The organism is Streptomyces amakusaensis (assembly GCF_039532665.1).
Classification (GTDB): domain Bacteria; phylum Actinomycetota; class Actinomycetes; order Streptomycetales; family Streptomycetaceae; genus Streptomyces; species Streptomyces amakusaensis.
The window spans coordinates 85,992-108,832 of the sequence record NZ_BAAASB010000011.1; the positions used below are offsets into that span (position 1 = coordinate 85,992).

The window sequence follows — 22,841 nt, forward strand, 5'->3', positions numbered from 1 at the left end:
CTCAGAGTTTGCGCAGCGACAGCCGCTGGACCTTGTGGTCCGGGCCCTTGCGCAGCACCAGCGTGGCACGGCCGCGGGTGGGAGCCACGTTCTCCAGGAGGTTGGGCTTGTTGATCGTGCGCCACATGGTGCGGGCGTAGTTCAGGGCCTCCTCCTCGGAGACCTGGGTGTACTTCCGGAAGTACGAGAACGGGTTCTGGAAGGCGGTCTCGCGCAGCTGGCGGAAGCGGCTCAGATACCAGCGCTCGATGTCGTCGGCGCGGGCGTCCACGTACACCGAGAAGTCGAAGTAGTCCGCGAGGCCCATCCGGGTGCGGCCGTCGCTGCCCGGCAGGGCGGGCTGGAGGACGTTGAGGCCCTCCACGATCAGGATGTCCGGCCGGCGGACGACCAGGCGCTCGTCGGGGACGATGTCGTAGATCAGGTGGGAGTAGACCGGCGCGCTGACCTCGTCCTTGCCCGCCTTGATGTCGGCGACGAAGCGGGTCAGGGCCCGCCGGTCGTAGGACTCGGGGAAACCTTTCCGCGACATCAGCCCGCGCGACTGGAGCTCCTTCATCGGGTAGAGGAAGCCGTCCGTGGTCACCAGCTCGACGCGCGGGTGCTCGGGCCAGCGGGCGAGCAGGGCCTGAAGGGTCCTGGCGACGGTGGACTTGCCGACGGCGACCGAGCCGGCGACCCCTATGACGAAGGGGGTGCCGCGCTGCTCGCCCTGGCCGTGTCCCGCGTCCCCGAGGAAGGTGTTCAGCGCGCCGCGCAGCTCACCGGTGGCCTGGACATAGAGGTTGAGCAGCCGGGAGAGCGGCAGATAGACGTCCCGTACCTCGTCCAGGTCGATGACGTCGCCCAGGCCGCGCAGCCGCTCGACCTCCTCGGCGGTCAGCGGCAGCGGCGTCTTGTCCCGCAGGGCGCTCCACTCGGCGCGGGTGAGGTCGACGTACGGGGTCGGCCCGTGCTCGGCCCGGCGGTGGGCGGCGGAGGGCGAGCCCGGCGAGGCGGCCCGTGTGCTCTGTGGCGGCGAAGAGATCACCCTCACATTGTCGGGGGTGCGCGGGGCTTACGGGTGGTGTGCTCGGTCACGCGCGGTCGTCGCGGGACCCCGACATGTGCGGCAATCGTGGGTTACGTCGGCCGTCGGCCGTGGTTTGCCATGATGGCGGACGGCCGGGAGTCCGGCGGAACGGTGACGGTGGAGTGAGCGGATGATCATTGGGGTGGGGATCGATGTCGCGGAGATCGACCGGTTCGCGGCGTCGCTGAGGCGTACGCCGGGCATGGCGGCGCGGCTCTTCCTGGAGAGCGAGCTGCTGCTGCCCAGCGGGGAGCGGCGCGGGCCCGCCTCGCTGGCGGCGCGGTTCGCCGCGAAGGAGGCGCTGGCCAAGGCGCTCGGCGCGCCCGCCGGGCTGCACTGGACCGATGCCGAGGTGTACGTCGAGGAGAACGGCCGGCCGCGCCTTCGGGTGTACGGGACGGTCGCGGCGCGGGCCGAGGAGCTGGGGGTGCGGTCCTGGCACATCTCGCTGAGCCATGACGCGGGGGTGGCGTCGGCGGTGGTGATCGCCGAGGGGTGAGCCACGCGGGCCGCCGGGCATGGCTCGGCCCCCTCCCGGCCGATGAGCGGGAGGGGGCCGAGCCGGTCTGGTCCCGGCTTATGCCGGGATGCGGCGGCGGAGCATCACGGCCGCCGCGCCGGCGGCGGTCAGGATCGCCGCGCCGATGGCGATCGGGATCATGGCGGAGCCGGTGGAGGCGAGCCTGCCGTCCCCGCCGTGGGCGGACGCCCCGCCGGTGGAGCCGCTGGTGGAGCCGCCCGCTGTGCCGCCGGAGGCTGAGCTTCCGGTGCCGCCGGAGGTGCTCAGGCCTCCCGAGTCCGAGCCGCCGGTGGAGCCGGTGCCGCCCGAGCCTCCGGCGGAGCCTTGGGACCCGCCGGAGTCACCGGGGTCGGGTTCCGGGTCCGGGTCCGGATCGGGGTCGGGATCCGGTTCCTCCTCGCTCGGCGACGGATCCGGGTCGGGATCCGGGTCGGGGTCGGGTGCCGCGGTGACGGTCACCTCGGCCCCCGCCGAGCGGGTGCTGCCGACCGGGTTGGAGAACACGGCGCGGTAGCGGTTGCCGTCGTGCTCCACGGTCGCCCTGAAGGAGAACTCTGTGCCGTAGGCGTGGGAGATCGGCTGCCAGCTGCCGCCGTCGTCGGCGCTGACCTCCCAGGAGACCTTCGGCTCGGGGGTCGCCGCGGCGGTGGCCTTGAGGACCGCCTGCTTGCCCGCCCGCACCGAGACCGCCTTCGGTTCGGCGGTCACCGACGGCGAGACCTGACGCTGGGTCTGGACGACCGCGCCCGTTCCGTTCGAGACCGTGAACAGCGTGTGGTTCTCGGCGTCCAGGGCCAGGCCGGTGGGCCGCTTGCCGGTCTCCAGCGTCTGGACGACCTTGTGCCGCGCCACGTCCACGACGGCGACCGTGCCGCCCGTGGTCTGGGCGGCGTAGAGCGTTTTGGTGCCGGAGTCGTACGCGAGGTGTTTCGGGTTGCCGCTGACCACGACCGAGCCGGTGACCTTGTTGGCCTCCAGGTCCACGGTGTGGATCGAGTTGTCCGCGATGTTGGCGACGTAACCGGTGCCCCCCTCGGAGTCGATGGTCACGCCCTGGCTGCCCAGCCTGCCGGTGCCGAGGCTGAGTGTGTCGACGCGCTTGCCGGTGGCTCCGTCGATCGAGTCGAGATGGTTGATGAAGTGCGGCTGCCCGGCGACCGGGCCCATGGCGACGGCGTAGCCGCGGTGCCGTTCGGTGTCCACGGAGAGATCGTGCGCCATGGCGGCGAGCTTGACGGGCTCGCCGACCGCCTTCCACTTCTCGTTCCTGGTGTCGTAGACCGTCACCGTGGGCGCGGCGTAGCTCTTGTTGGTGACATAGAGCCGGTCCGCGGCCGGGTCCATCGCCAGCAGTCCGACGCTCATGTCCGCCACGGGGGTCCGCTCGTCGAAGAGCAGGCCCGACTGGGGGATGTACGTGGCCACCCGGCGGTCGAGTCCGAGGTGCAGCTCGCCGGAGTCGCCGTCGAGCGCCATCGACTGGGCGACGCCCGGCAGTTCGACGGGTTCCCCGACCAGGGCGCCGGACCCGGTCTCGTAGACCGAGAGCCGCCCCTTGACGACCTCGCCGACGGTCCTGCCGACGCTGCTGACGTAGAGCCGCCCGTTGGCCGCGTCCACCTCGGCGTCCACCACGCCGTTCTGCGGCACGTACTGGCGCACCTCGGCGTGGCGCACCGTGCCGGGGGGAACCTCGGGGGCGGGCGGTGTGGCCTTGCCGAAGGTGACGGGGACGATGACGTCCTGGTCCCGGTCGCCGATGTCCGTGTGGTCGGCGCGGGTGATGATGCCGCAGGCCTGTTGGCCGCAGTCGGCGTTGCTGTCCTTGATCTTGATGTTCAGATCGAAGGTGAAACCGCCTTTGCCGTCCTTCACGGTGAAGGGCCGGGTGAGGCCCACGCCGTGCGACGGCGGGTTGTTGGAGATCCAGAGGGAGGAGCCCGACCCGCCGGTCAGATCCATGCCGCCCAGACAGGGGCTCGGGGCCTCGCCGGGCTTCTTCGGAAGCACGCAGAGGGCCAGATAGATGCCCTGGAGGGGGTCGTAGCCCGAACCGGTCACGGTGACGCGCTGGCCGGCCGGGTCCAGGTCCTTGGCCGCGGAGACGGTCAGCTTCTGGCCGGTGGGGCCGGTGCCCTCGCCGGGGTCGGCCGCCCGCGCCGGGCCCGCGGCGGTCAGGCCCGCCGCGAGCAGCAGCGCGGTGGCCAGGACCCGGCTTCCCCGTAGGGGTCTTTTGGTGCGTGAGGGCATGATTAGGAGAAGGTCACCGGAACGTAGACATCGTACTTGCGGTCGTTGCTGTCGAAGTGGTCGGCGCGGGTGACGATGGCGCAGGTGACTCCACCCTGGCCGCAGGTGACGGAGGCGCTGATCTTCGCCTTGACGTGGATGTTCACATGGAAGGTGCCCGTGCCGTTCGCACCGTCGGTGTAGGGCGAGGAGTTGTTCGGGGACATCCAGTACCAGGTGTTGTTGATCCAGTGCGAGGCGCCGGTGGAGCCGGCCTCGTCCTGGCCGCCCAGGCACGGGGTGGGCTTGCTGTTCCAGGTGGTCTTGTCGTTGACGTCGACGCCCGCAGGGACGGCGCAGAGGCCGACGTAGATGCCCTGGGACTGGTTGTAGCCGCTGCCCGTGACATTGACGTTGGCGCCGGAGGCCGGGGCCGTGGAGGGCGCGGTCACCGAGAGGGTGTACGGCGTTCCGCCGTCGTTGATCGTGCGGTCCACGGTGGCCGCCGAGGCGGAGGAGGCCAGGCCCAGGGTGAGGGCGGCGGCTCCGGCTGCGGCGAGGGTGGCGCGCGAGGCGGTGCGGACGGCAGAACGCATGGAGGGGACACCTTTCGAAGTGCGGACACAGAGCCAGTGCCGCTTAGGTAAGGCAAACCTAAGTTCCACTTGAGGGTTCGTCAACCCTTCGTCACGGACTGTTCCGCCCGCCCGGCCCGCCGGAACCGCGCCCCGCCGCCCGGCCGTTCGCCCGGCGCGGAGGCCGCCGCTGCGGCAGACTCGGGATCATGCGTACCGCTTACCGCGTGGAGACCGTCAGAAGCGCCGAGGCAGAGCTGATCGCACGGCTGCCCGAGGACGCGCTGATGAGGAGGGCCGCCGCCGGGCTCGCCGCCGTCTGCGCCGAACTGCTCGGCCGGGTGTACGGATCCAGGGTCGTCCTGCTGGTCGGCGCGGGGGCCAACGGCGGGGACGCCCTCTACGCGGGCGCGGCGCTCGCCCGCCGGGGGGCGGGGGTGCACGTCGTGCCGCTCGCCCCCGGCCGGGCCCACCCCGCCGGGCTCGCCGCCCTCACCCGCGCGGGCGGCCGGGTCGCCGAGGACCCCTTCGCGGTGCTGGCCTCCGCCGATCTGGTCGTCGACGGGATCACCGGCATCGGCGGCCGGGGCGGGCTCCGCCCCGACGCGATCCCCGTCGCCCGCGCCGCGCGCGGCTCCAATGCCGTCGTCGTCGCCGTCGACCTCCCCAGCGGGGTCGAGGCGGACAGCGGCGAGGTGCTCGGCGAGGCGCTGCGCGCGGACGTCACCGTTACCTTCGGCGTCCACAAGCCGGCGCTGCTGATCGACCCCGCCCGCGCCCTCGCCGGGACCGTCCGGCTCGTGGACATCGGCCTCGAACCGGTGCTGCCGTCGGTGCCGGAACTGGAGTCCCCGCAACACCACGACGTGGCCGCGCTGTTGCCCGAACCGTCCGGCGAGAGCGACAAGTACCGGCGCGGCGTCGTCGGCGTCGTCGCCGGGTCCGCCCGCTACCCCGGCGCTGCGCTCCTCGCCGTCGCGGGCGCGCTGCGCGGCGGGGCGGGCGCGGTGCGGTACGTCGGACACGCGGCCGAAGCGGTCGTCGCCCGCTTCCCGGAGACCCTGGTGCACGCCGGACCGCCCGCGAGGGCGGGCCGCGTCCAGGCGTGGGTGGTCGGCCCGGGGCTGGGGGAGGACCGGGACGCGGTGCGCGAGGTGCTCGCCTCCGGAGTGCCGGTGCTGGTCGACGCGGACGGACTGCGGCTGCTCGACCCCGGGGACGTACGGCGGCGCACCGCCCCGACCCTGCTCACCCCGCACGCGGGGGAGGCCGCGGCGCTGCTCGGGGTCGCCCGGGAGGAGGTGGAGTCGGCGCGGCTGGCGGCCGTGCGCGAACTCGCCGCGCGCTACGGGGCGACGACGCTGCTCAAGGGCTCGACCACGCTGATCGCGGAGCCCGGCGGGCGGATCCCCGTACGGGTCGACCCGATGGGCACCCCCTGGCTCGCGACCGCCGGCAGCGGCGACGTCCTCTCCGGCCTCGCGGGCTCCCTGCTCGCCGCCGGGCTCTCCCCGTACGACGCCGGCACCGCCGCCGCCTACCTCCACGGCCTCGCCGCCCGGATCGCCGCCGCCCGGGGCGTCCCCCTCACCTCCTCCGAGGTCGCGCGGGCCCTCCCGGCCGCCTGGCACGACGTCCGCGCCGTCGACTGACGCGCCGGGCCCGCCGGGAGCGGGCCCTGTCGAGTGAGGGCGTGGCGCGGGGCTCTGAGAGAATTGCCGCGATGACCCAGACACCACCGCCGCCGCCCGGCCGAATCCGTGCCGAGATCGATCTCGCCGCCCTGCGCGCCAATGTGCGCTCGCTGCGGGCCCGCGCGCCCCGCGCCGCCCTGATGGCGGTCGTGAAGTCGGACGCGTACGGACACGGCGCGGTCCCGTGCGCACGCGCGGCGATCGAGGCCGGGGCGACCTGGGTGGGGACCGCCACCCCGCAGGAGGCCCTGGCGCTGCGCGCGGCCGGGATCCCCGGGCGGATCATGTGCTGGCTGTGGGCCCCGGGCGACCCCTGGCGGGAGGGGATCGAGGCGGACCTCGACATGTCCGTCAGCGGGATGTGGGCGCTCGCCGAGGTCACCGCCGCCGCCCGCGAGGCGGGCCGGCCCGCCCGGATCCAGCTCAAGGCCGACACCGGCCTCGGCCGCAACGGCTGTCAGAGCGCCGACTGGCCCGAGCTGGTCGCCGCCGCGCTCGCGGCCCAGGCCGAGGGCGCCGTCACCGTCACCGGCCTCTGGTCCCACTTCGCCTGCGCCGACGAGCCGGGCCACCCCTCCGTCGACCGCCAGCTCGCCCTCTTCCGCGAGATGGTCGCGTACGCCGAGGGGGAGGGCGTCGACCCCGAGGTCCGCCATCTGGCGAACTCCCCGGCCACGCTCACCCTCCCCGAGTCCCACTTCGACCTCGTGCGCACCGGCATCGCGATGTACGGCGTCTCCCCGGCCCCCGAGCTGGGCACCGCCCAGGAGCTGGGCCTGCGGCCCGTCATGACGCTCGCCGCCTCCGTCGCCCTGGTGAAGCGGGTCCCGGCCGGCCACGGCGTCAGCTACGGCCACCACTACATCACCGCCGAGGAGACCACCCTCGGACTCGTCCCCGCCGGATACGGGGACGGCATCCCCCGCCACGCCTCCGGCCGCGCCCCGGTCATGATCGGCGGCGAGTGGCACCGGGCCGCCGGACGGATCGCGATGGACCAGTTCGTCGTCGACCTCGGCGGACGCAAGATCCAGGAGGGCGCGGAGGCGATCCTCTTCGGCCCCGGCACCCGGGGCGAGCCCACCGCGCAGGACTGGGCGGAGGCCGCCGACACCATCGCGTACGAGATCGTCACCCGCATCGGGTCCCGGGTCCCCCGGATCCATCTGCACCCGACGCAGGCCTGACGGGCCGAGGACGCGACGGCGTATCGGCGCGACGGCGCGACTGAGCGGGAACCGGACCGGCCGGACCGGCACCGGCGAGGCACGACGGCGAGGAGAGCGGCACGGTGAGCGACACCAGCACGGGCAACTGGCGGCGCGCGGGCATCGCGGGCGCGGCGCTGGGCGTGATCGCGGCGGGCGCGGCGGCCGGGGTCGCCGTCGAGCGGCTCACCGTGGGCCGCTCGCTGCGGCGCAAGGCACAGCTCGCCCTCGACGTCACCGGGCCGTACGGCGCGCTGCGCGGCACCCCCGGCAGGGCGACCGCCGACGACGGCACCCAGCTCTACTACGAGACGGACGAGATCGGTGACCCGGCTCCGCCCGGCGAGCCCGGCCCGGGGACCGCCGCGACCCGCCGGCGCAGGCTCTTCGGCCGCAAGAGGCCCGCCCCCGTCACCGTCGTCTTCAGCCACGGCTACTGCCTGAACCAGGACTCCTGGCACTTCCAGCGCGCCGCCCTGCGCGGACTGGTGCGCACCGTCCACTGGGACCAGCGCAGCCACGGCCGCTCCGCGCGCGGAGCCTCCCAGTCCGGCCCCGACCGGGTGCCCGTCTCCATCGACCGGCTGGGCCGCGACCTCAAGGCCGTCATCGACGCGGCGGCCCCCGAGGGCCCGCTGGTGCTGGTGGGCCACTCCATGGGCGGCATGACGATGATGGCGCTCGCCCACCAGTTCCCCGAGCTGATCCGGGACCGGGTCGTCGGCGTCGCCCTGGTCGGCACCTCCAGCGGAAGGCTCGGCGAGGTCGACTACGGGCTCCCGGTCGCCGGGGTCAACGCGGTGCGCCGGGTGCTCCCCGGGGTGCTGCGCGCCCTCGGCTCGCAGACCGAGCTGGTGGAGCGCGGCCGGCGGGCCACCGCCGATCTCTTCGCGGGCCTGATCAAGCGCTACTCCTTCTCCTCCAAGGAGGTGGACCCGGCGGTGGCCCGGTTCGCGGAGCGGATGATCGAGAGCACCCCCATCGATGTGGTCGCCGAGTTCTACCCCGCCTTCGACGAGCACGACAAGGCCGCCGACCTGGCCGCCTTCCGCGCCGTGCCGGTGCTGGTGCTCGCCGGGGACCGGGACCTGGTCACCCCCAGCACGCACAGCGAGGCGATCGCCGATCTGCTGCCCGACGCGGAGCTGGTCATCGTCCCGGACGCCGGGCATCTGGTGATGCTGGAGCACCCCGAGGCGGTCACCGACCGGCTCGCCGATCTGCTCGCCCGGGTCGGGGCCGTGCCGTCAGCCGCTAACGTTGGCCCGTATGGAAGCACCGCACAGCCCGGCGGCTGAGACGTCCGCCGCCCACCTCGCCGTCGACTCCGCCGAACAGATGCGGGAACTGGGACGACGGCTCGCGAAACTGCTGCGCCCCGGCGATCTGGTGATGCTCACCGGTGAGCTGGGCGCGGGCAAGACCACCCTCACCCGGGGCCTCGGCGAAGGCCTCGGCGTGCGCGGCGCGGTCACCTCGCCCACCTTCGTCATCGCCCGGGTCCACCCCTCCCTGACGGGCGGCCCGGCCCTGGTCCATGTGGACGCCTACCGGCTCGGCGGCGGTCTGGACGAGATGGAGGATCTCGATCTCGACGTGTCGCTCCCGGAGTCGGTGGTGGTCGTGGAGTGGGGCGACGGCAAGGTCGAGGACCTCTCCGACGGCCGGCTCCATGTGGTGATCCACCGCGTCGTCGGCGACACGGACGACGACCGCCGCCAGGTCGCCCTGACGGGGTACGGCGCGCGCTGGGCGGGCGTGGAGCTGGCCGGGGTCTGACCGGAGTCCGGGCCGAAGCCCGGCCGGAGGGGCCGGGGGACACGCGGGACGGCCGGGGCTCTGGATATTCCGACAACATGTCGGGAAAATGTTGCGCGGGCCCGGCCGGGCGTGTTCACATGGTACGGAGAGCGGGTTAGGTTTACCTAACCAGGCCTGGCCCCGTGATCCGGGAGGCAACCATGTCGGCGTCCGAGCGCGAGTCCCAGCCCCGTACGGCCCATGGGCCCCGGCGGTCCGCCGAGCCGTCACGGCCGCCCGTTCTGACCGCGTCCGCCCTGTCCGCCGCGCCCGCCCCGCCCTCGATGCGCGATCTGCTGGCCTCCTGCGCGGCGGCCCGCGCGGTCTCCACCCCGCCGCCGGCTCCGGCCGCGCCGGTCCGCCCCAGTCTGGCCAGGGCCGAGGTCTCCAGGCCCCGGGCCGTGGGCCGCGACGCCGCCTGACCCCGCTCCGGGCGCGGGCCGGCCGTCCAGTCGGCGCCCGCCCGCAGGGTCACGCGTACGAGCGTATTCGCGGCGGGTCTCCCGGCCCGCGAAACCGCCTACGGGACCACGACCACCTTGGTGCCGATCGTGGCGAACCGCCACATCGAGTCCCCGTCCGCCCGCATCATCCGGACACCGCCCGTCCGCTTGTCCGGGTCCGGCTCCGCCAGCGAGCCGTTGACCGCCGCGCTGAAGCCGACCACCACATCGCCCACGCTCGCGAACCGCACCACATGCTCGATCGCGACCCCGTCCGACCCCGAGACCTGCCCGGAGCGGGAGGTCACCGCGTACGAACCGGGCGGCGGGTGCACCGTCGACGGCATGATCTGGAAAGTGCGGCTCACCTTCCGCTTCCCCGTCACCAGCCATACCCGACGGTCGGTCACGGCGTAGACGACCCGGGTGCCGGAGCCGGAGTCCGGGGGCAGCGCGAGCGGGTCCCTCGGCTTCTGCTCGGGTGCCTTCGCCGAGGGGGCCGCGTTCGGCCGGCCGGCCGCGCCGAAGGTGTCGGGGACGCTCGCCGAGGCCTGGTAGGCGAGGAAACCGACGGCGGCCAGCGCGACCGCCGTGAGCCCGGCCACCAGTCCCGAACTCCTCCGTGCCACGGTGTCCCACCTTTCGCGGTCTTTTGAATGTTTATGTCTTCGGGCGACCGTAGCAGCAGCCGCCCGTCGCACCGGGGCGCCGCAACCGCCCGCGCGGGAGCCGTAGGCTGTTTGCGTGCTCTTGCTCGCCGTGGATACCGCCACCCCCGCCGTCACCGCCGCCCTTCACGACGGCGTCTCCGTCATCGCCGAGTCCAGTCGGGTGGACGCGCGCCGGCACGGCGAGCTGCTGCTGCCCGCCGTCGACCGGGTCCTCGCCGAGGCCGGGGTGAAACTCGACTCCGTCACCGCCGTCGTCACCGGCGTCGGCCCCGGCCCGTACACCGGGCTGAGGGTCGGCCTCGTCACCGCCGCCAGTTTCGGCTCCGCGCTGGGCGTGCCGGTGTACGGGCTGTGCACCCTGGACGGCCTCGCGTACGCCTCCGGCCTCGACGAGCCCTTCGTCGTCGCCACGGACGCCCGCCGCAAGGAGGTCTACTGGGCCAGGTACGCCAACGCGCGCGAGCGCGTCGGCGAGCCCGCCGTGGACCGCCCCGCCGACATCGCCGAGTCCCTCGCCGGACTGCCCGCCGTCGGCGCGGGGGCCCTGCTCTACCCCGACGCCTTCCCCGACGCCCGCGACCCCGAGTACGTCTCCGCCGGCGCGCTCGCCTCGCTGGCCGCCGGGAAGCTCGCCCGGGGCGAGGAGTTCCTCCCCCCGCTGCCGCTCTATCTGCGCAGGCCGGACGCCCAGGTGCCGAAGAACTACAAGGTGGTCACCCCGAAGTGAGCACCGCCTCGGAGCCCGTGCTGCGCGAGATGCGCTGGTGGGACCTTGAGCCCGTACTCGACCTCGAACACACCCTCTTCCCGGAGGACGCCTGGTCGGCCGGGATGTTCTGGTCCGAACTGGCCCACGCCCGCGGCCCGCGCGCCACCCGCCGCTACGCCGTCGCCGAGTCCGACGGGAAGATCGTCGGATACGGCGGCCTCGCGGCGGCCGGCGGCCTCGGCGACGTCCAGACGATCGCCGTCGCCCGCGAGCAGTGGGGCACCGGCCTCGGCGCCCGGCTCCTCACCGATCTGCTGCGCCACGCCACCGCCTTCGAGTGCGACGAGGTCCTCCTCGAAGTGCGGGTGGACAACATCAGGGCCCAGAAGCTGTACGAGCGCTTCGGTTTTGAGCCCATTGGATTCCGCCGCGGCTACTACCAGCCCGGCAATGTCGACGCGCTCGTCATGCGGCTCCATGTGCAAGGGAATGTTTACTGATGGCTGACGAACCGCTGGTACTCGGTATCGAGACCTCCTGCGACGAGACCGGTGTCGGCATCGTGCGCGGCACGACCCTGCTCGCCGACGCCGTCGCCTCCAGCGTGGACACCCACGCCCGCTTCGGCGGAGTGGTCCCCGAGATCGCCTCCCGGGCGCATCTGGAGGCGATGGTCCCGACGATCGAGCGGGCCCTGAAGGAGGCCGGGATCTCCGCCCGCGACCTCGACGGCATCGCGGTCACCGCCGGGCCCGGCCTCGCCGGGGCGCTGCTGGTGGGTGTGTCGGCGGCCAAGGCGTACGCGTACGCCCTCGGCAAACCGCTCTACGGGGTGAACCACCTGGCCTCGCACATCTGCGTCGACCAGCTGGAGCACGGCAAGCTCCCCGAGCCCACGATGGCGCTGCTGGTCTCCGGCGGGCACTCCTCGCTGCTGCTCGCCCCCGACATCACCAGCGATGTACGGCCGCTGGGCTCGACCATCGACGACGCGGCGGGCGAGGCCTTCGACAAGATCGCCCGAGTCCTCGACCTCGGCTTCCCCGGCGGCCCGGTGATCGACCGGCTGGCGCGCGAGGGCGACCCGAAGGCGATCGCCTTCCCGCGCGGACTGAGCGGCTCGCGGGACCCCGCGTACGACTTCTCCTTCTCCGGGCTGAAGACCTCGGTCGCCCGCTGGATCGAGGCCAAGCGCGCCTCCGGCGAGGAGGTGCCGGTACGGGACGTGGCGGCGTCCTTCCAGGAGGCCGTGGTCGATGTGCTGACCCGCAAGGCGGTACGGGCCTGTGTGGACGAGGGGGTCGACCATCTGATGATCGGCGGCGGCGTCGCCGCCAACTCCCGGCTGCGGGCGCTCGCCCAGGAGCGCTGCGAGCGGGCCGGCATCCGGCTGCGGGTGCCCCGGCCCGGACTCTGCACGGACAACGGCGCGATGGTCGCGGCGCTCGGCGCGGAGATGGTGGCGCGCAACCGGCCCCCGTCGGACCTGGAGCTGTCGGCGGACTCCTCGCTCCCGGTGACGGACCCCCATGTGCCCGGGGCCCACGGCCACTCGCACGGCCACGGCCACAGCCATGACCACGACCATGTGCACGAGATCAGCAAGGACAACCTCTACTCATGACCGCGCCGCGCGTCATCACGCTGATGTGGGAGGCCCGGGCCGCCCGGGGCCGGGGCGCGGAGCTGCTGGAGTGGGCCCGCGCCCAGCGGACGGCGCGGGAGCCGCTGCGCCGGGAGACCTTCCGCGCCGGGCAGGACCGGGTGCTGGTGATGACCTGGTGGGAGGCCCCGGCGGAGGAGGGGGCGGCGCTGCCGGAGCTGCCCGAGCCCTCGGCGGACCTGATCACCAGGGCGGTGCACCGCTGGCGGTTCGAGTCCCTCGGCACCGGCTGACCGGCTGACCGGCTCGGCTCGGCCACTCCCGTCCTCTTCCCCGCGAGCCCCACGCCCTGTTTCCGCGCGCGTACGGCAACGTGCCGCGTCAAGGGGCCGAAAGGATCTGCCGAAGAAGAAGACATGATGAACAGCCAAGCGAGAGAGGCCCGTTGGGTCCTGACCGCCGTGCTCACCGCGCAGTTCCTGGTGGCACTCGACATGTCCGTGGTCAATGTGGCGCTGCCCGACATGCGCGACGACCTCGGCTTCACCCCCGACGCCCTGCAATGGGTCGTCGGCGCGTACGCGCTCACCTTCGGCGGGCTGCTGATGCTCGGCGGCCGGCTCACCGACATCCTCGGCAGCCGCCGCGTCCTCACCGCCGGACTCGCGATATTCGGCCTGGCGAGCCTGATCGGCGGCCTCGTCCAGTCGCCGGGCGCGCTGATCGCCGCCCGCGCCGCCCAGGGCATCGGCGCGGCGGCCCTCGCCCCCGTCGCCTTCACCCTGATCACCGTCACCTACGCCGCCGGACCCGCCCGGTCCAGGGCGCTCGGCAGATGGGGCACGGCCGGGGCCACCGGCGGGGCCGTCGGACTGCTCGCGGGCGGAATGCTCACCGACGCGACCGGCTGGCGGGCCGTGATGCTGGTCAACGTCCCCATCGTGCTCTTCGCCCTCTTCGCCACCGCCCGCGCCGGACTCCCCGCCACCCGCGACCCGGCCACCGCGCCGCGCCTCGACATCGGCGGAGCGCTGCTGGTCACCGCCGGTATGTCGCTGCTGGTGCTCGGCGTCGTACGCACCGAGTCCCAGCCCTGGGGCTCGGCCCCCACGCTGCTGACGCTCGGCGCGTCCGCCGTGCTGCTCGCCGCGTTCGCCGCCGTGGAGACGCGTACCAGCCGTCCGCTGCTGCGGATCGGACTCCTCGGGATACGTCCCGTGCTCGGCGCGAACGTCTTCTCGCTGCTTCTCAGCTCCGGCCAGTTCGCCGCGTTCTACTTCTGCTCGCTCCACATGCAGCAGGTGCTCGGCTACGGGGCCACCGCGACGGGCGTCGCCTTCCTGCCCTTCTGCGCCGGAGTGGTCGCCGGTTCGCTGATCGCCGCCAAGACGCTCGCCGCCGTCGGGGCCCGGGGCCTGCTGGCGCTCGGCGGGCTGCTCGGCGCGGCCGGACTCGCCGGATTCGCCCTCACCGCGACCCCCGACGGGAGCTTCGCGTACTCCATACTCTGGCCCTCGCTCCTCGCCAGCCTCGGCATCGGCCTCAGCTTCGTGCCCCTGGGCACGGCCGCGACCACCGAGGTGCCGCCCGCCGAGGTCGGCATGGCCGCCGGACTGCTCAACAGCTCCCGCCAGATCGGCGGCTCGCTCGGCCTCGCCGTCCTGGTCACGGCCGCCGGCAACGTCACCGGGTCCGGCACCGGCCCGGCGGCGCTCGCGGAGGGCTACCGGGCGGCCTACTGGGTGTGCGCCGGGCTGCTCGTGGTGGCCGCCCCGGTGGCGCTGGCCCTGCTGCCGGGCCGCGCCCGCACCTCCCCGGTGGCCCCCCGGGAGAGTTCCGAAAATAATTCCGGAGGGGATGTCGATCCGGCGGTCTCCCGTTCGACATAGGGGTGAGCGGCGGGGAAACGGCCCCGCCGGCCGTACAGAACCACCGAGGAGTCACCATGCCGCGCTTTCTGACGATGGTCCGCGTCGACGAGAACGACGTCCCCGCCGGCGGTGTCAGCGAAGGGCTGATGCGGCGGATGGGCGAGCTGATCGAGGAGATGACCAAGGCCGGAGTCCTGCTGGAGACCGGCGGTCTGACCCCCACCTCCGAGGCGACCAGGGTCACCTGGTCCAACGGGAGGATCAGCTACACCGACGGCCCCTTCACCGAGACCAAGGAGGTCATCGGCGGCTTCGCCCTCATCCAGGCCAAGGACCGGGCCGAGGCGCTGGAGTGGACCAAGCGCTTCCTCCAGGTCCACGAGGAGTACTGGACGATCACCTCCGAGATCCGTGAGATCGCCGAGGGCTGAGCACCGGGCCGTTGTTTGCCCCCGCGCCGCCCGGCTGCTCTGATGGCCCGGTGACGACAGCGAGCGCGGTGGAGACCGTATTCAGGATCGAGTCGGCGCGGATCATCGCCGGTGTCACCCGCATCGTGAGAGACGTGGGCATCGCCGAGGAGATCGCGCAGGACGCTCTGGTCGCCGCGTTGGAACAGTGGCCGGAGTCGGGCGTGCCGGAGAAGCCGGCCGCCTGGCTCATGGCCACCGCCAAGCACCGGGCGATCGACCTGGTGCGGCGCAAGGAGACCTACGCGCGCAAGCTCGCGGAGGTCGGGCGGAGCCTGGAGGACATCCCCCCGCCGGAGCCGCCGGGCGTCGACGACATCGACGACGACATGCTCCGGCTCATCTTCACCGCCTGCCATCCGGTGCTCTCCACGGACGCCCGGATCGCGCTCACCCTGCGGCTGCTCGGCGGCCTCACCACCGAGGAGATCGCCCGGGCCTTCCTCGCCGCGGAGCCGACGATCGCCCAGCGCGTCGTCCGCGCCAAGCGCTCCCTCGCCAGGGCCGGCGTCCCCTTCGAGGTGCCGTACGGACCCGACCGGGCGGCCCGGCTGGACTCCGTACTGGAAGTGATCTACCTCGTCTTCAACGAGGGGTACTCGGCGACCGCGGGCGACGACTGGCTCCGCCCCGCCCTGTGCGAGGACGCCCTCCGGCTGGGGCGGGTGCTCGCCGCCCTGATGCCCGGGGAGCCCGAGGCGCACGGACTGGTCGCGCTGCTGGAGCTCCAGACCTCGCGGATCCCCGCCAGGACCGGCCCGGACGGCCGCCCGGTGCTGCTCGCCGACCAGAACCGCACCCGCTGGAACCAGCTCTTCGTCCGCCGGGGCTTCGCCGCGCTCGGCCGCGCGACCGAGAGGGGCGGTACCCCGGGCCCGTACGTCCTCCAGGCGGCGATCGCCGCCTGCCACGCACGGGCGATCCGCTACGAGGACACCGACTGGGCGACCATCGCCGCGCTGTACGGACAGCTGGTCGCGGCGGTCCCCTCGCCGGTGGTGGAGCTGAACCGGGCGGTGGCGATCTCCATGGCCGAAGGGCCCGGCGCTGGCCTGGAGCTGGTCGACGCCCTCGCGGCGGAGCCCGCGCTGAAGGACTACCACCTGCTGCCCAGCGTCCGGGGCGATCTGCTGGCCCGGCTCGGGCGGACGGCCGAGGCCCGCGAGGAATTCCGCCGCGCGGCCGGGCTCACCCGCAATGAGCGGGAGCGCGAACTGCTGCTGGAGCGCGCCGAGGAGGGCTGAGCCCGCCTACTCGGCGGGGTGGCCGATCAGCATGGCGGGAGCGCCCGCGACCCGGGTCAGGAAGACCGTCGCCGAGTGCGGCCCCTGCGGCTTCACCTTGCGGCGCAGCTCCTCCGGCTCCACCGCCGAGCCGCGCTTCTTCACCGTCAGCGACCCCACCCCGCGCTCCCGGAGCAGCGCCTTGAGCCGCTTCAGATGGAACGGGAGGACATCGGTGATCTCGTACCCGGTCGCGAAGGGCGTGCCGGGGTGCGGTTCGTCCGAGGTGATGTACGCGATGGTCTCGTCGATCAGTCCGCCGTTCAGCGCCTCGGCGGCCTCGGCGACCAGATGCGCGCGGATCACCGCGCCGTCCGGCTCGTACAGATAGCGGCCGACCGGGCGGACCCGCGGGTCGGGCAGCCCCCGGCCGGTGAGGGTGCGCGGGCCGGGCAGCAGGGTCGCGGCGATCCCGGGGCCGGTGCTCCCGGTGTTCCCCGGTCCGGTGCTCCCGGCGTCCGGGCGTGCCCCGCGCCAGAGCACCGCCTCCTTCACATCGCCCTCGTCCGAGATCCACTCCGCGTCGAAATCCTCCGGCACCAGCTCGTGCGGGACCCCCGGCGCGATCTTGAGCGCGGCGTGCGGGCGGGCCCTGGCCGCCTCGATCGCCCAGGACAGCGGTGGGGAGTAGGCCTCCGGGTCGAAGACCCGGCCCCGGCCGCCCCGGCGCGCGGGGTCGACGAAGACCGCGTCGTACCCCGAGGTGTCGATCTCCGTCACATCGGCCTCGCGGACCTCGATCAGCTCCGCGAGCCCGAGGGCCGCCGCGTTGGCCCGTACCGCCGAGGCGGTCAGCGGGTCGCGGTCCACGGCCAGGACCCGGATGCCGGCCCGCGCGAGCGCGATGGCGTCGCCGCCGATGCCGCTGCACAGATCCGCGACCGAGCCCACGCCGAGCGCGGCGAAGCGGGCCGCCCGGTACTCGGCGACGGACTTGCGGGTCGCCTGTTCGACGCCGTTCGGGGTGAAGTACATCCGGTACGCGTCCTCCGCGCCGAACTTCGCCACCGCGCGCTGGCGCAGCCGGGCCTGTCCGATGGCGGCCGAGACCAGCTCGGCCGGGTGGTCGCGGCGCAGTCGGGTGGCGATCGCCAGCTCCTGGGCGGGGTTGAAGTCGCGGAGCGCGGCGAGCAGGGACTGGCCCTCGTCGGTGAGGAGCGGGGAGAGGTCGTTCACCTGGACATTGTGGGCCAAGTGTCGGGGGGCGTGTGGGCCAGCCGGGGGGACCGTCCGGCCCGGCCGGAGGTGTCGGCCGGTGCGACGGGGCCCGTGCTGACAGGATCCAGCGCCATGCAGCTAACCAGACAAACCGGAAACATGATGGAAAAATCCCTCTCATCGCCCCGGCGCTGTGGGCTCGCGGCCGCCCTGCTGGTCGCCCTGCTCGGCTCGGCGTGCGCGGCCGAGACGACCGGCGAACGCGAAGGCGCGCAGCGCGACACCGCCCGGACGGTCAAGGAGCGCGGGGCGGCGGGCCCGGGAGGTCCGGGCGGCGCGGGGGGACCGGGGGGACCGGGCGGCTCCCCGGCGGACCGCGCGGAGAGCGTCAGGAAGTCCCAGGCCCTGCGGGCCGTCGCCGCCCGCAAATGGGGCCTGGACCGCACCCCGCTGGCCGCGCCCCCGCCGCCCGCGGTCAAGCCCGTGATCACCACCCGCAAGGGCTTCGAAGTGGAGGGCGGCGAGTATCTGCCGCCGGTCTTCACCACGGTGCCGGTCACCGAGCGGGTCGTCTTCCTGACCATCGACGACGGCACGGAGAAGGACCCCGAGCTGCTGCGGATGATGTCGGAGCTCCAGATCCCGTACAGCGCCTTTCTGAGCGACTACGTGATCAACGACAACTACGGCTACTTCCGCGAGATGCGCGACCGGGGCGTCGCGCTCCACAACCACACCCTGAACCACCGCTACATGCCCGGACTGTCGTACAGCGCGCAGAAGCGGGAGATCTGCGGCCAGCAGTCCAACCTCGCCAGGCTCTACGGCAAGCGCCCGCCGCTCTTCCGCCCGCCGTACGGCAACTACAACCAGGACACCCTGCGCGCGGCCAGTGCCTGCGGGGTCAAGGCGGTGCCGCTCTGGGCGGCCGAGGCCTTCCCCGACCACATGGAGTGGCGCGAGTGGGACCGGGATCTGCACCCGGGCGACATCATCCTCACCCACTTCCGGGGCACGGAGGACTGGGAGGGCACGATGCCCGACATGATCCGGCAGGTCATGCGGACGGTGACGGAGAAGGGGTACGCGGTGGCCCGGCTGGAGGACTACGTCTAGGCCGGGTCCGGCGGGTCCGGCGGGTCCGGTCCGGTGGGTCCGGCGGGGTCGCTCGGGTCCCGTCCGGCCGTTCCCGTCCGGCGCGCGGGGGTCCGGTCCGCGCCCTCGGAGGCCGTCGCGCGCCCCCTCGTGATCGCGCCATCAGGGCGCTGTATTGGCACTCCGCTTGACCGAGTGCTAATCGCGGTCATAGTCTCGGGTCTGGCACTCCCCACCGGAGAGTGCCAATGCGCGACAGGGCAGGTCCGGCACCCGCGACGACGGATCGACCTGGTCGCCACCCCAGACAGTTAAACCCCGAGATCTCCGAAGGGGGAGGCCGGACCGTGACGACCACCAGCTCCAAGGTTGCCATCAAGCCGCTCGAGGACCGCATTGTGGTCCAGCCGCTCGACGCCGAGCAGACCACTGCCTCTGGCCTGGTCATCCCGGACACCGCGAAGGAGAAGCCCCAGGAGGGCGTCGTCCTCGCGGTCGGCCCGGGTCGCTTCGAGAACGGCGAGCGCCTGCCGCTCGACGTCAAGACCGGCGACGTCGTTCTGTACAGCAAGTACGGCGGCACCGAGGTGAAGTACAACGGCGAGGAGTACCTCGTCCTCTCGGCGCGCGACGTTCTCGCGATCATCGAGAAGTAGGTCGGATTACCGGGGCTCGCCCCGGAGTCTCCGTACCCCGTTTGTTTTTTGAACCGCGCCCCTGGCCCCCGCTGACCTTCATATCCGGGCGCTGGGGGCGCTGTTCGTATCACGAAGAGGACTGAAACGCTCCATGGCGAAGATCCTGAAGTTCGACGAGGACGCCCGTCGCGCCCTCGAGCGCGGCGTCAACAAGCTTGCCGACACCGTGAAGGTGACCATCGGCCCCAAGGGCCGCAATGTCGTCATCGACAAGAAGTTCGGCGCTCCCACCATCACCAACGACGGTGTCACGATCGCCCGTGAGGTCGAGCTCGACGACCCGTACGAGAACCTCGGCGCGCAGCTGGTGAAGGAGGTGGCCACCAAGACCAACGACATCGCTGGTGACGGCACCACCACCGCCACCGTGCTCGCGCAGGCGCTGGTCCGCGAGGGCCTCCGCAACGTCGCCGCCGGCGCCTCCCCCTCTTCCCTGAAGAAGGGCATCGACGCCGCGGTCAAGGCCGTGTCCGAGGAGCTCCTCGCGACCGCCCGTCCCATCGAGGACAAGGCCGACATCGCCGCCGTCGCCGCGCTCTCCGCGCAGGACCAGCAGGTCGGCGAGCTGGTCGGCGAGGCCATGGACAAGGTCGGCAAGGACGGTGTCATCACCGTCGAGGAGTCCAACACCTTCGGCCTGGAGCTCGACTTCACCGAGGGCATGGCCTTCGACAAGGGCTACCTCTCGCCGTACATGGTCACCGACCAGGAGCGTATGGAGGCCGTCCTCGACGACCCGTACATCCTGATCAACCAGGGCAAGATCTCCTCCATCCAGGACCTGCTCCCGCTGCTGGAGAAGGTCATCCAGGCGGGTGGCTCCAAGCCGCTGCTGATCATCGCCGAGGATGTCGAGGGCGAGGCGCTCTCCACCCTCGTGGTCAACAAGATCCGCGGCACGTTCAACGCCGTGGCCGTCAAGGCCCCCGGCTTCGGCGACCGCCGCAAGGCGATGCTCCAGGACATGGCCGTCCTCACCGGCGCCACCGTCATCGCCGAAGAGGTCGGCCTCAAGCTCGACCAGGCCGGTCTGGACGTGCTGGGCTCCGCCCGCCGCGTGACCATCTCCAAGGACGACACCACCATCGTCGACGGTGGCGGCAACTCCGCGGACATCACCGGCCGCGTGGCGCAGATCAAGGCCGAGATCGAGTCCACGGACTCCGACTGGGACCGCGAGAAGCTCCAGGAGCGCCTGGCGAAGCTGGCCGGCGGTGTCTGCGTGATCCGTGTCGGCGCCGCCACCGAGGTGGAGCTGAAGGAGAAGAAGCACCGTCTGGAGGACGCCATCTCCGCGACCCGCGCCGCGGTCGAGGAGGGCATCGTCTCCGGTGGTGGCTCCGCTCTGGTCCACGCCGTCAAGGTCCTCGAGGGCAACCTCGGCAAGGAGGGCGACGAGGCCACCGGTGTCGCCGTCGTCCGCCGCGCCGCCGTCGAGCCGCTGCGCTGGATCGCGGAGAACGCCGGCCTGGAGGGCTACGTCATCGTCTCCAAGGTCGCCGAGCTGGACAAGGGCCAGGGCTACAACGCGGCCACCGGCGACTACGGCGACCTGGTGAAGGCCGGCGTCATCGACCCGGTCAAGGTCACCCGCTCCGCCCTGGAGAACGCCGCCTCCATCGCGTCCCTGCTGCTCACGACCGAGACCCTGGTCGTCGAGAAGCCGGCCGAGGAAGAGGCCGACGCCGGTCACGGCCACGGTCACTCCCACTGACGCACGGCGCTGACGCACAGTCGGCACTGAAGTCCGCCGGGCCCGGCACCCTCTCACGGGGGTGCCGGGCCCGGCGGCTTTCTCAGGCCTCCCGCTCCAGCCCCGCCGCCGACACCGGCCGGGCGAACGGCAGCCCCCGGGCGTACCGCTCCAGCTCGTCCAGGGCCCGGTCCGCCAGCCGGTGCAGCTCATTGCCGAGCGAACCGGCGACATGCGGGGTGAGCAGCACATTGGGCAGCCCGTACAGCGGCGAGGCGGCGTCCGGCACCTCGGGATCGGTCACATCGAGCACCGCGTGCAGCCGGCCCGAGACCAGCTCCGGCAGCAGCGCCGTCCCGTCGACCAGCGACCCGCGCGAGGTGTTGATCAGGGTCGCCCCGTCCGGCAGCAGCGCCAGCCGGCGGCCGTCGATCAGCCGGCGGGTCGACGCCAGCTCCGGAGCGTGCACCGAGACGATGTCACTGCCCGCGCAGAGCGCGTCCAGCCCGCTCCACACCGCCCCCAGAGCCCGGGCCCCGGCCTCGTCCACATAGGGGTCGTACAACAGAACCCGCAGGTCGAAGGGGCGCAGCAGCTCGATCACCCGCCGCCCGACGCGGGACGCGCCGACGATCCCGACCGTACGGCGGTAATTCCCGGCCCCGCTCAGCTCCCGGCCCCAGTCATGGCCCGCGCGCAGCTCGGCGTACCGCCGCGCCGAGCGCAGCACCCCCTTGCCCGCGAAGAGGATCGCGGCGAGCGTGTACTCGGCGACCGGCAGCGCGTTGGCCTCGGCCGCGGACGAGACGGCGAGTCCGCGCTCCCAGCAGGCCTCGGTGATGTGCTGTTTCACGGATCCGGCGGCGTGCACGACCGCGCGCAGCCGGGGTGCGGCGGCGAGGGCGCTCGCGGTGAGCGGGGGAGCGCCCCAGCAGGTCAGCAGGGTCTCGGCGGTGGAGAGGGCGGTTCGTACGGCGGGGCCGGGGTCGGTCAGGTCGTGGGCGATCAGCCCGGGGTCGGTGCGGGCGAGTGCGGTGAGCCGCTCGCGGTGGCGGGCGGTGAGCAGGCGCTCGGCGACGCCCGGGCCCATGGCGAGCAGCACTTCGGGTCGGCGGCCGGGGGCGGCGTGGTGCGGCGGTTCGGCGGAGTTCCCCATGGCGGGAGCTGTACCCCCGAGGTACGCACGCCATGACGCAACCGCCCCCGCCCCCGGTCTTCCCGCTTACTGCGGGCCGTACTTGCGGCCGGTCTTGGAGCTGATGCCGCCCAGTACGCCCCGGGGGGCCAGCTTCACCAGTCCCATCAGCGCCTTGTACCGGGGGTCCGGGATCGAGACCGCCTTTCCGCGCGCCAGATCCGTCAGCGCCGCCGACACCAGCCGGTCGGCGTCCAGCCACATCCAGCCGGGGATGTTCTCGGTCCCCATCCCGGCGCGCTGATGGAATTCGGTACGGACGAAACCGGGGCAGAGCGCCATCAGCCGCACTCCCGATCCGGCCAGGTCCCGGGCCGCGCCCTGGGTGAACTGCACGACCCACGACTTGGACGCGCCATAGGTGCCCCGGGGGACGAAGGCCGCCACCGAGGCCACATTGACGACAGCGCCCCTGCGCCGCTCCCGCATGCTCCGCGCCGCCGCCGCGGTGAGCCGGAGGACCGCCTCGCAGTGCACCTTCAGCATGGTCAGCTCGTCTTCCATGGAGACTTCCAGGAAGCGCCCCTTATTGCCGAAGCCCGCGTTGTTGACCAGCAGATCCACCGGTTCGCGGGGGTCGGAGAGCCGCTTCTCGACCGCCGAGATGCCCTCCTCCGACGACAGATCGGCGGTCAGTACCTCGGCCTCGACGCCGTGCCGGTCGTGCAGCTCGGTGGCCTGTTCCCGGAGTCTCGCGGTGTCGCGGGCCACCAGCACCAGGTTGTGTCCCTCGGAGGCGAGCCGCCGCGCGAACGCGGCCCCGATGCCCGCGGTCGCTCCCGTGATCAGTGCAGTCGTCATAGGCGGCACGTTAGTGCCCCGCCGGTGACCGTCCGCACCCGGTCACCGCGGAC

The 22,841-nt window shown here is 73.1% G+C and carries 23 protein-coding genes; 16 read left to right on the forward strand and 7 right to left on the reverse strand.

Going from position 1 to position 22,841, the window contains the following annotated elements:
- Position 1: 1 nt before the first annotated feature.
- Positions 2–1,027 carry a type I pantothenate kinase gene (coaA, locus tag ABD371_RS20350; protein WP_190122088.1) on the reverse strand — a complete coding sequence of 342 codons (1,026 nt, stop codon included), beginning with the start codon at positions 1,025–1,027 and terminating at the stop codon, positions 2–4.
- A 175-nt stretch (positions 1,028–1,202) separates the two neighbouring features.
- On the opposite strand from coaA, the gene ABD371_RS20355 reads away from it, so the two are divergent.
- Complete coding sequence (locus tag ABD371_RS20355) at positions 1,203–1,571, forward strand: holo-ACP synthase (protein ID WP_344478909.1); 369 nt, start codon at positions 1,203–1,205, stop codon at positions 1,569–1,571.
- A 78-nt stretch (positions 1,572–1,649) separates the two neighbouring features.
- On the opposite strand, the gene ABD371_RS20360 is transcribed toward ABD371_RS20355, so the two are convergent.
- Positions 1,650–3,842, reverse strand: a complete 2,193-nt coding sequence (locus tag ABD371_RS20360; protein ID WP_344478910.1) for an endoglucanase — start codon at positions 3,840–3,842, stop codon at positions 1,650–1,652.
- 2 nt (positions 3,843–3,844) lie between these two features.
- Positions 3,845–4,417, reverse strand: a complete 573-nt coding sequence (locus ABD371_RS20365; protein WP_344478912.1) for a hypothetical protein — start codon at positions 4,415–4,417, stop codon at positions 3,845–3,847.
- Positions 4,418–4,605: 188 nt separating this feature from the next.
- Here ABD371_RS20365 and ABD371_RS20370 point away from each other — a divergent pair, with 188 nt between their 5' ends.
- The 5 genes from ABD371_RS20370 to ABD371_RS20390 all read left to right on the forward strand — a co-directional run bounded on the left by ABD371_RS20370 (position 4,606) and on the right by ABD371_RS20390 (position 9,520).
- A complete protein-coding gene (locus tag ABD371_RS20370; RefSeq protein WP_344478913.1) occupies positions 4,606–6,048 on the forward strand; it encodes an NAD(P)H-hydrate dehydratase in 1,443 nt (480 codons plus the stop codon).
- Between the two features lie 71 nt (positions 6,049–6,119).
- Positions 6,120–7,277, forward strand: a complete 1,158-nt coding sequence (gene alr, locus ABD371_RS20375; protein WP_344478915.1) for an alanine racemase — start codon at positions 6,120–6,122, stop codon at positions 7,275–7,277.
- Positions 7,278–7,381: 104 nt separating this feature from the next.
- The gene (locus ABD371_RS20380; RefSeq protein WP_344478916.1) at positions 7,382–8,596 is read left to right on the forward strand and encodes an alpha/beta fold hydrolase; all 1,215 of its coding nucleotides are present in this window, start codon (positions 7,382–7,384) and stop codon (positions 8,594–8,596) included.
- Positions 8,568–9,077: a tRNA (adenosine(37)-N6)-threonylcarbamoyltransferase complex ATPase subunit type 1 TsaE gene (gene tsaE / locus ABD371_RS20385; RefSeq protein WP_190121673.1), complete on the forward strand. Its 510-nt coding sequence runs from the start codon at positions 8,568–8,570 to the stop codon at positions 9,075–9,077. The genes ABD371_RS20380 and tsaE overlap by 29 nt, the downstream gene beginning before the upstream one ends.
- Before the next feature lie 182 nt (positions 9,078–9,259).
- Positions 9,260–9,520 carry a hypothetical protein gene (locus ABD371_RS20390; protein ID WP_344478918.1) on the forward strand — a complete coding sequence of 87 codons (261 nt, stop codon included), beginning with the start codon at positions 9,260–9,262 and terminating at the stop codon, positions 9,518–9,520.
- A 98-nt stretch (positions 9,521–9,618) separates the two neighbouring features.
- On the opposite strand, the gene ABD371_RS20395 is transcribed toward ABD371_RS20390, so the two are convergent.
- Positions 9,619–10,170, reverse strand: coding sequence for a hypothetical protein (locus tag ABD371_RS20395; protein WP_344478920.1), 552 nt, complete (start codon positions 10,168–10,170; stop codon positions 9,619–9,621).
- Between the two features lie 115 nt (positions 10,171–10,285).
- On the opposite strand from ABD371_RS20395, the gene tsaB reads away from it, so the two are divergent.
- From tsaB to ABD371_RS20430, 7 genes are all read left to right on the forward strand, one after another.
- Positions 10,286–10,939, forward strand: a complete 654-nt coding sequence (gene tsaB / locus ABD371_RS20400) for a tRNA (adenosine(37)-N6)-threonylcarbamoyltransferase complex dimerization subunit type 1 TsaB (RefSeq protein ID WP_344478921.1) — start codon at positions 10,286–10,288, stop codon at positions 10,937–10,939.
- A 29-nt stretch (positions 10,940–10,968) separates the two neighbouring features.
- Positions 10,969–11,421 carry a ribosomal protein S18-alanine N-acetyltransferase gene (gene rimI, locus ABD371_RS20405; protein WP_190122086.1) on the forward strand — a complete coding sequence of 151 codons (453 nt, stop codon included), beginning with the start codon at positions 10,969–10,971 and terminating at the stop codon, positions 11,419–11,421.
- The gene (gene tsaD, locus ABD371_RS20410; protein WP_344479224.1) at positions 11,418–12,545 is read left to right on the forward strand and encodes a tRNA (adenosine(37)-N6)-threonylcarbamoyltransferase complex transferase subunit TsaD; all 1,128 of its coding nucleotides are present in this window, start codon (positions 11,418–11,420) and stop codon (positions 12,543–12,545) included. The genes rimI and tsaD overlap by 4 nt, the downstream gene beginning before the upstream one ends.
- Complete coding sequence (locus ABD371_RS20415) at positions 12,542–12,817, forward strand: hypothetical protein (RefSeq protein WP_190121671.1); 276 nt, start codon at positions 12,542–12,544, stop codon at positions 12,815–12,817. The genes tsaD and ABD371_RS20415 overlap by 4 nt, the downstream gene beginning before the upstream one ends.
- Positions 12,818–12,940: 123 nt before the next feature.
- Complete coding sequence (locus ABD371_RS20420) at positions 12,941–14,413, forward strand: MFS transporter (protein ID WP_344478923.1); 1,473 nt, start codon at positions 12,941–12,943, stop codon at positions 14,411–14,413.
- A gap of 56 nt (positions 14,414–14,469) precedes the next feature.
- The gene (locus ABD371_RS20425; RefSeq protein ID WP_344478926.1) at positions 14,470–14,826 is read left to right on the forward strand and encodes a YciI family protein; all 357 of its coding nucleotides are present in this window, start codon (positions 14,470–14,472) and stop codon (positions 14,824–14,826) included.
- A 50-nt stretch (positions 14,827–14,876) separates the two neighbouring features.
- Entirely contained in the window at positions 14,877–16,109 is a 1,233-nt protein-coding gene (locus ABD371_RS20430) for an RNA polymerase sigma factor (protein ID WP_344478928.1), read from the forward strand.
- Between the two features lie 6 nt (positions 16,110–16,115).
- On the opposite strand, the gene ABD371_RS20435 is transcribed toward ABD371_RS20430, so the two are convergent.
- Entirely contained in the window at positions 16,116–17,324 is a 1,209-nt protein-coding gene (locus ABD371_RS20435) for a THUMP-like domain-containing protein (protein WP_381734043.1), read from the reverse strand.
- Between the two features lie 141 nt (positions 17,325–17,465).
- On the opposite strand from ABD371_RS20435, the gene ABD371_RS20440 reads away from it, so the two are divergent.
- The 3 genes from ABD371_RS20440 to groL all read left to right on the forward strand — a co-directional run bounded on the left by ABD371_RS20440 (position 17,466) and on the right by groL (position 20,813).
- Positions 17,466–18,422 carry a polysaccharide deacetylase family protein gene (locus ABD371_RS20440; protein ID WP_344478931.1) on the forward strand — a complete coding sequence of 319 codons (957 nt, stop codon included), beginning with the start codon at positions 17,466–17,468 and terminating at the stop codon, positions 18,420–18,422.
- A 326-nt stretch (positions 18,423–18,748) separates the two neighbouring features.
- Positions 18,749–19,057 (forward strand): co-chaperone GroES, encoded by a 309-nt coding sequence (gene groES, locus ABD371_RS20445; protein ID WP_190121666.1) that lies wholly within the window; start codon positions 18,749–18,751, stop codon positions 19,055–19,057.
- A 133-nt stretch (positions 19,058–19,190) separates the two neighbouring features.
- Positions 19,191–20,813, forward strand: a complete 1,623-nt coding sequence (gene groL / locus ABD371_RS20450) for a chaperonin GroEL (RefSeq protein ID WP_344478934.1) — start codon at positions 19,191–19,193, stop codon at positions 20,811–20,813.
- Positions 20,814–20,895: 82 nt separating this feature from the next.
- Here the strand turns inward: groL and ABD371_RS20455 are convergent, their stop codons facing one another.
- Together ABD371_RS20455 and ABD371_RS20460 are read right to left on the reverse strand one after the other, a co-directional pair.
- On the reverse strand, positions 20,896–21,948 hold the full coding sequence (locus ABD371_RS20455; RefSeq protein ID WP_344478935.1) for a hydroxyacid dehydrogenase: 1,053 nt from the start codon (positions 21,946–21,948) through the stop codon (positions 20,896–20,898).
- Positions 21,949–22,014: 66 nt separating this feature from the next.
- On the reverse strand, positions 22,015–22,788 hold the full coding sequence (locus ABD371_RS20460; protein ID WP_344478937.1) for an SDR family NAD(P)-dependent oxidoreductase: 774 nt from the start codon (positions 22,786–22,788) through the stop codon (positions 22,015–22,017).
- Between the last annotated feature and the right edge of the window lie 53 nt (positions 22,789–22,841).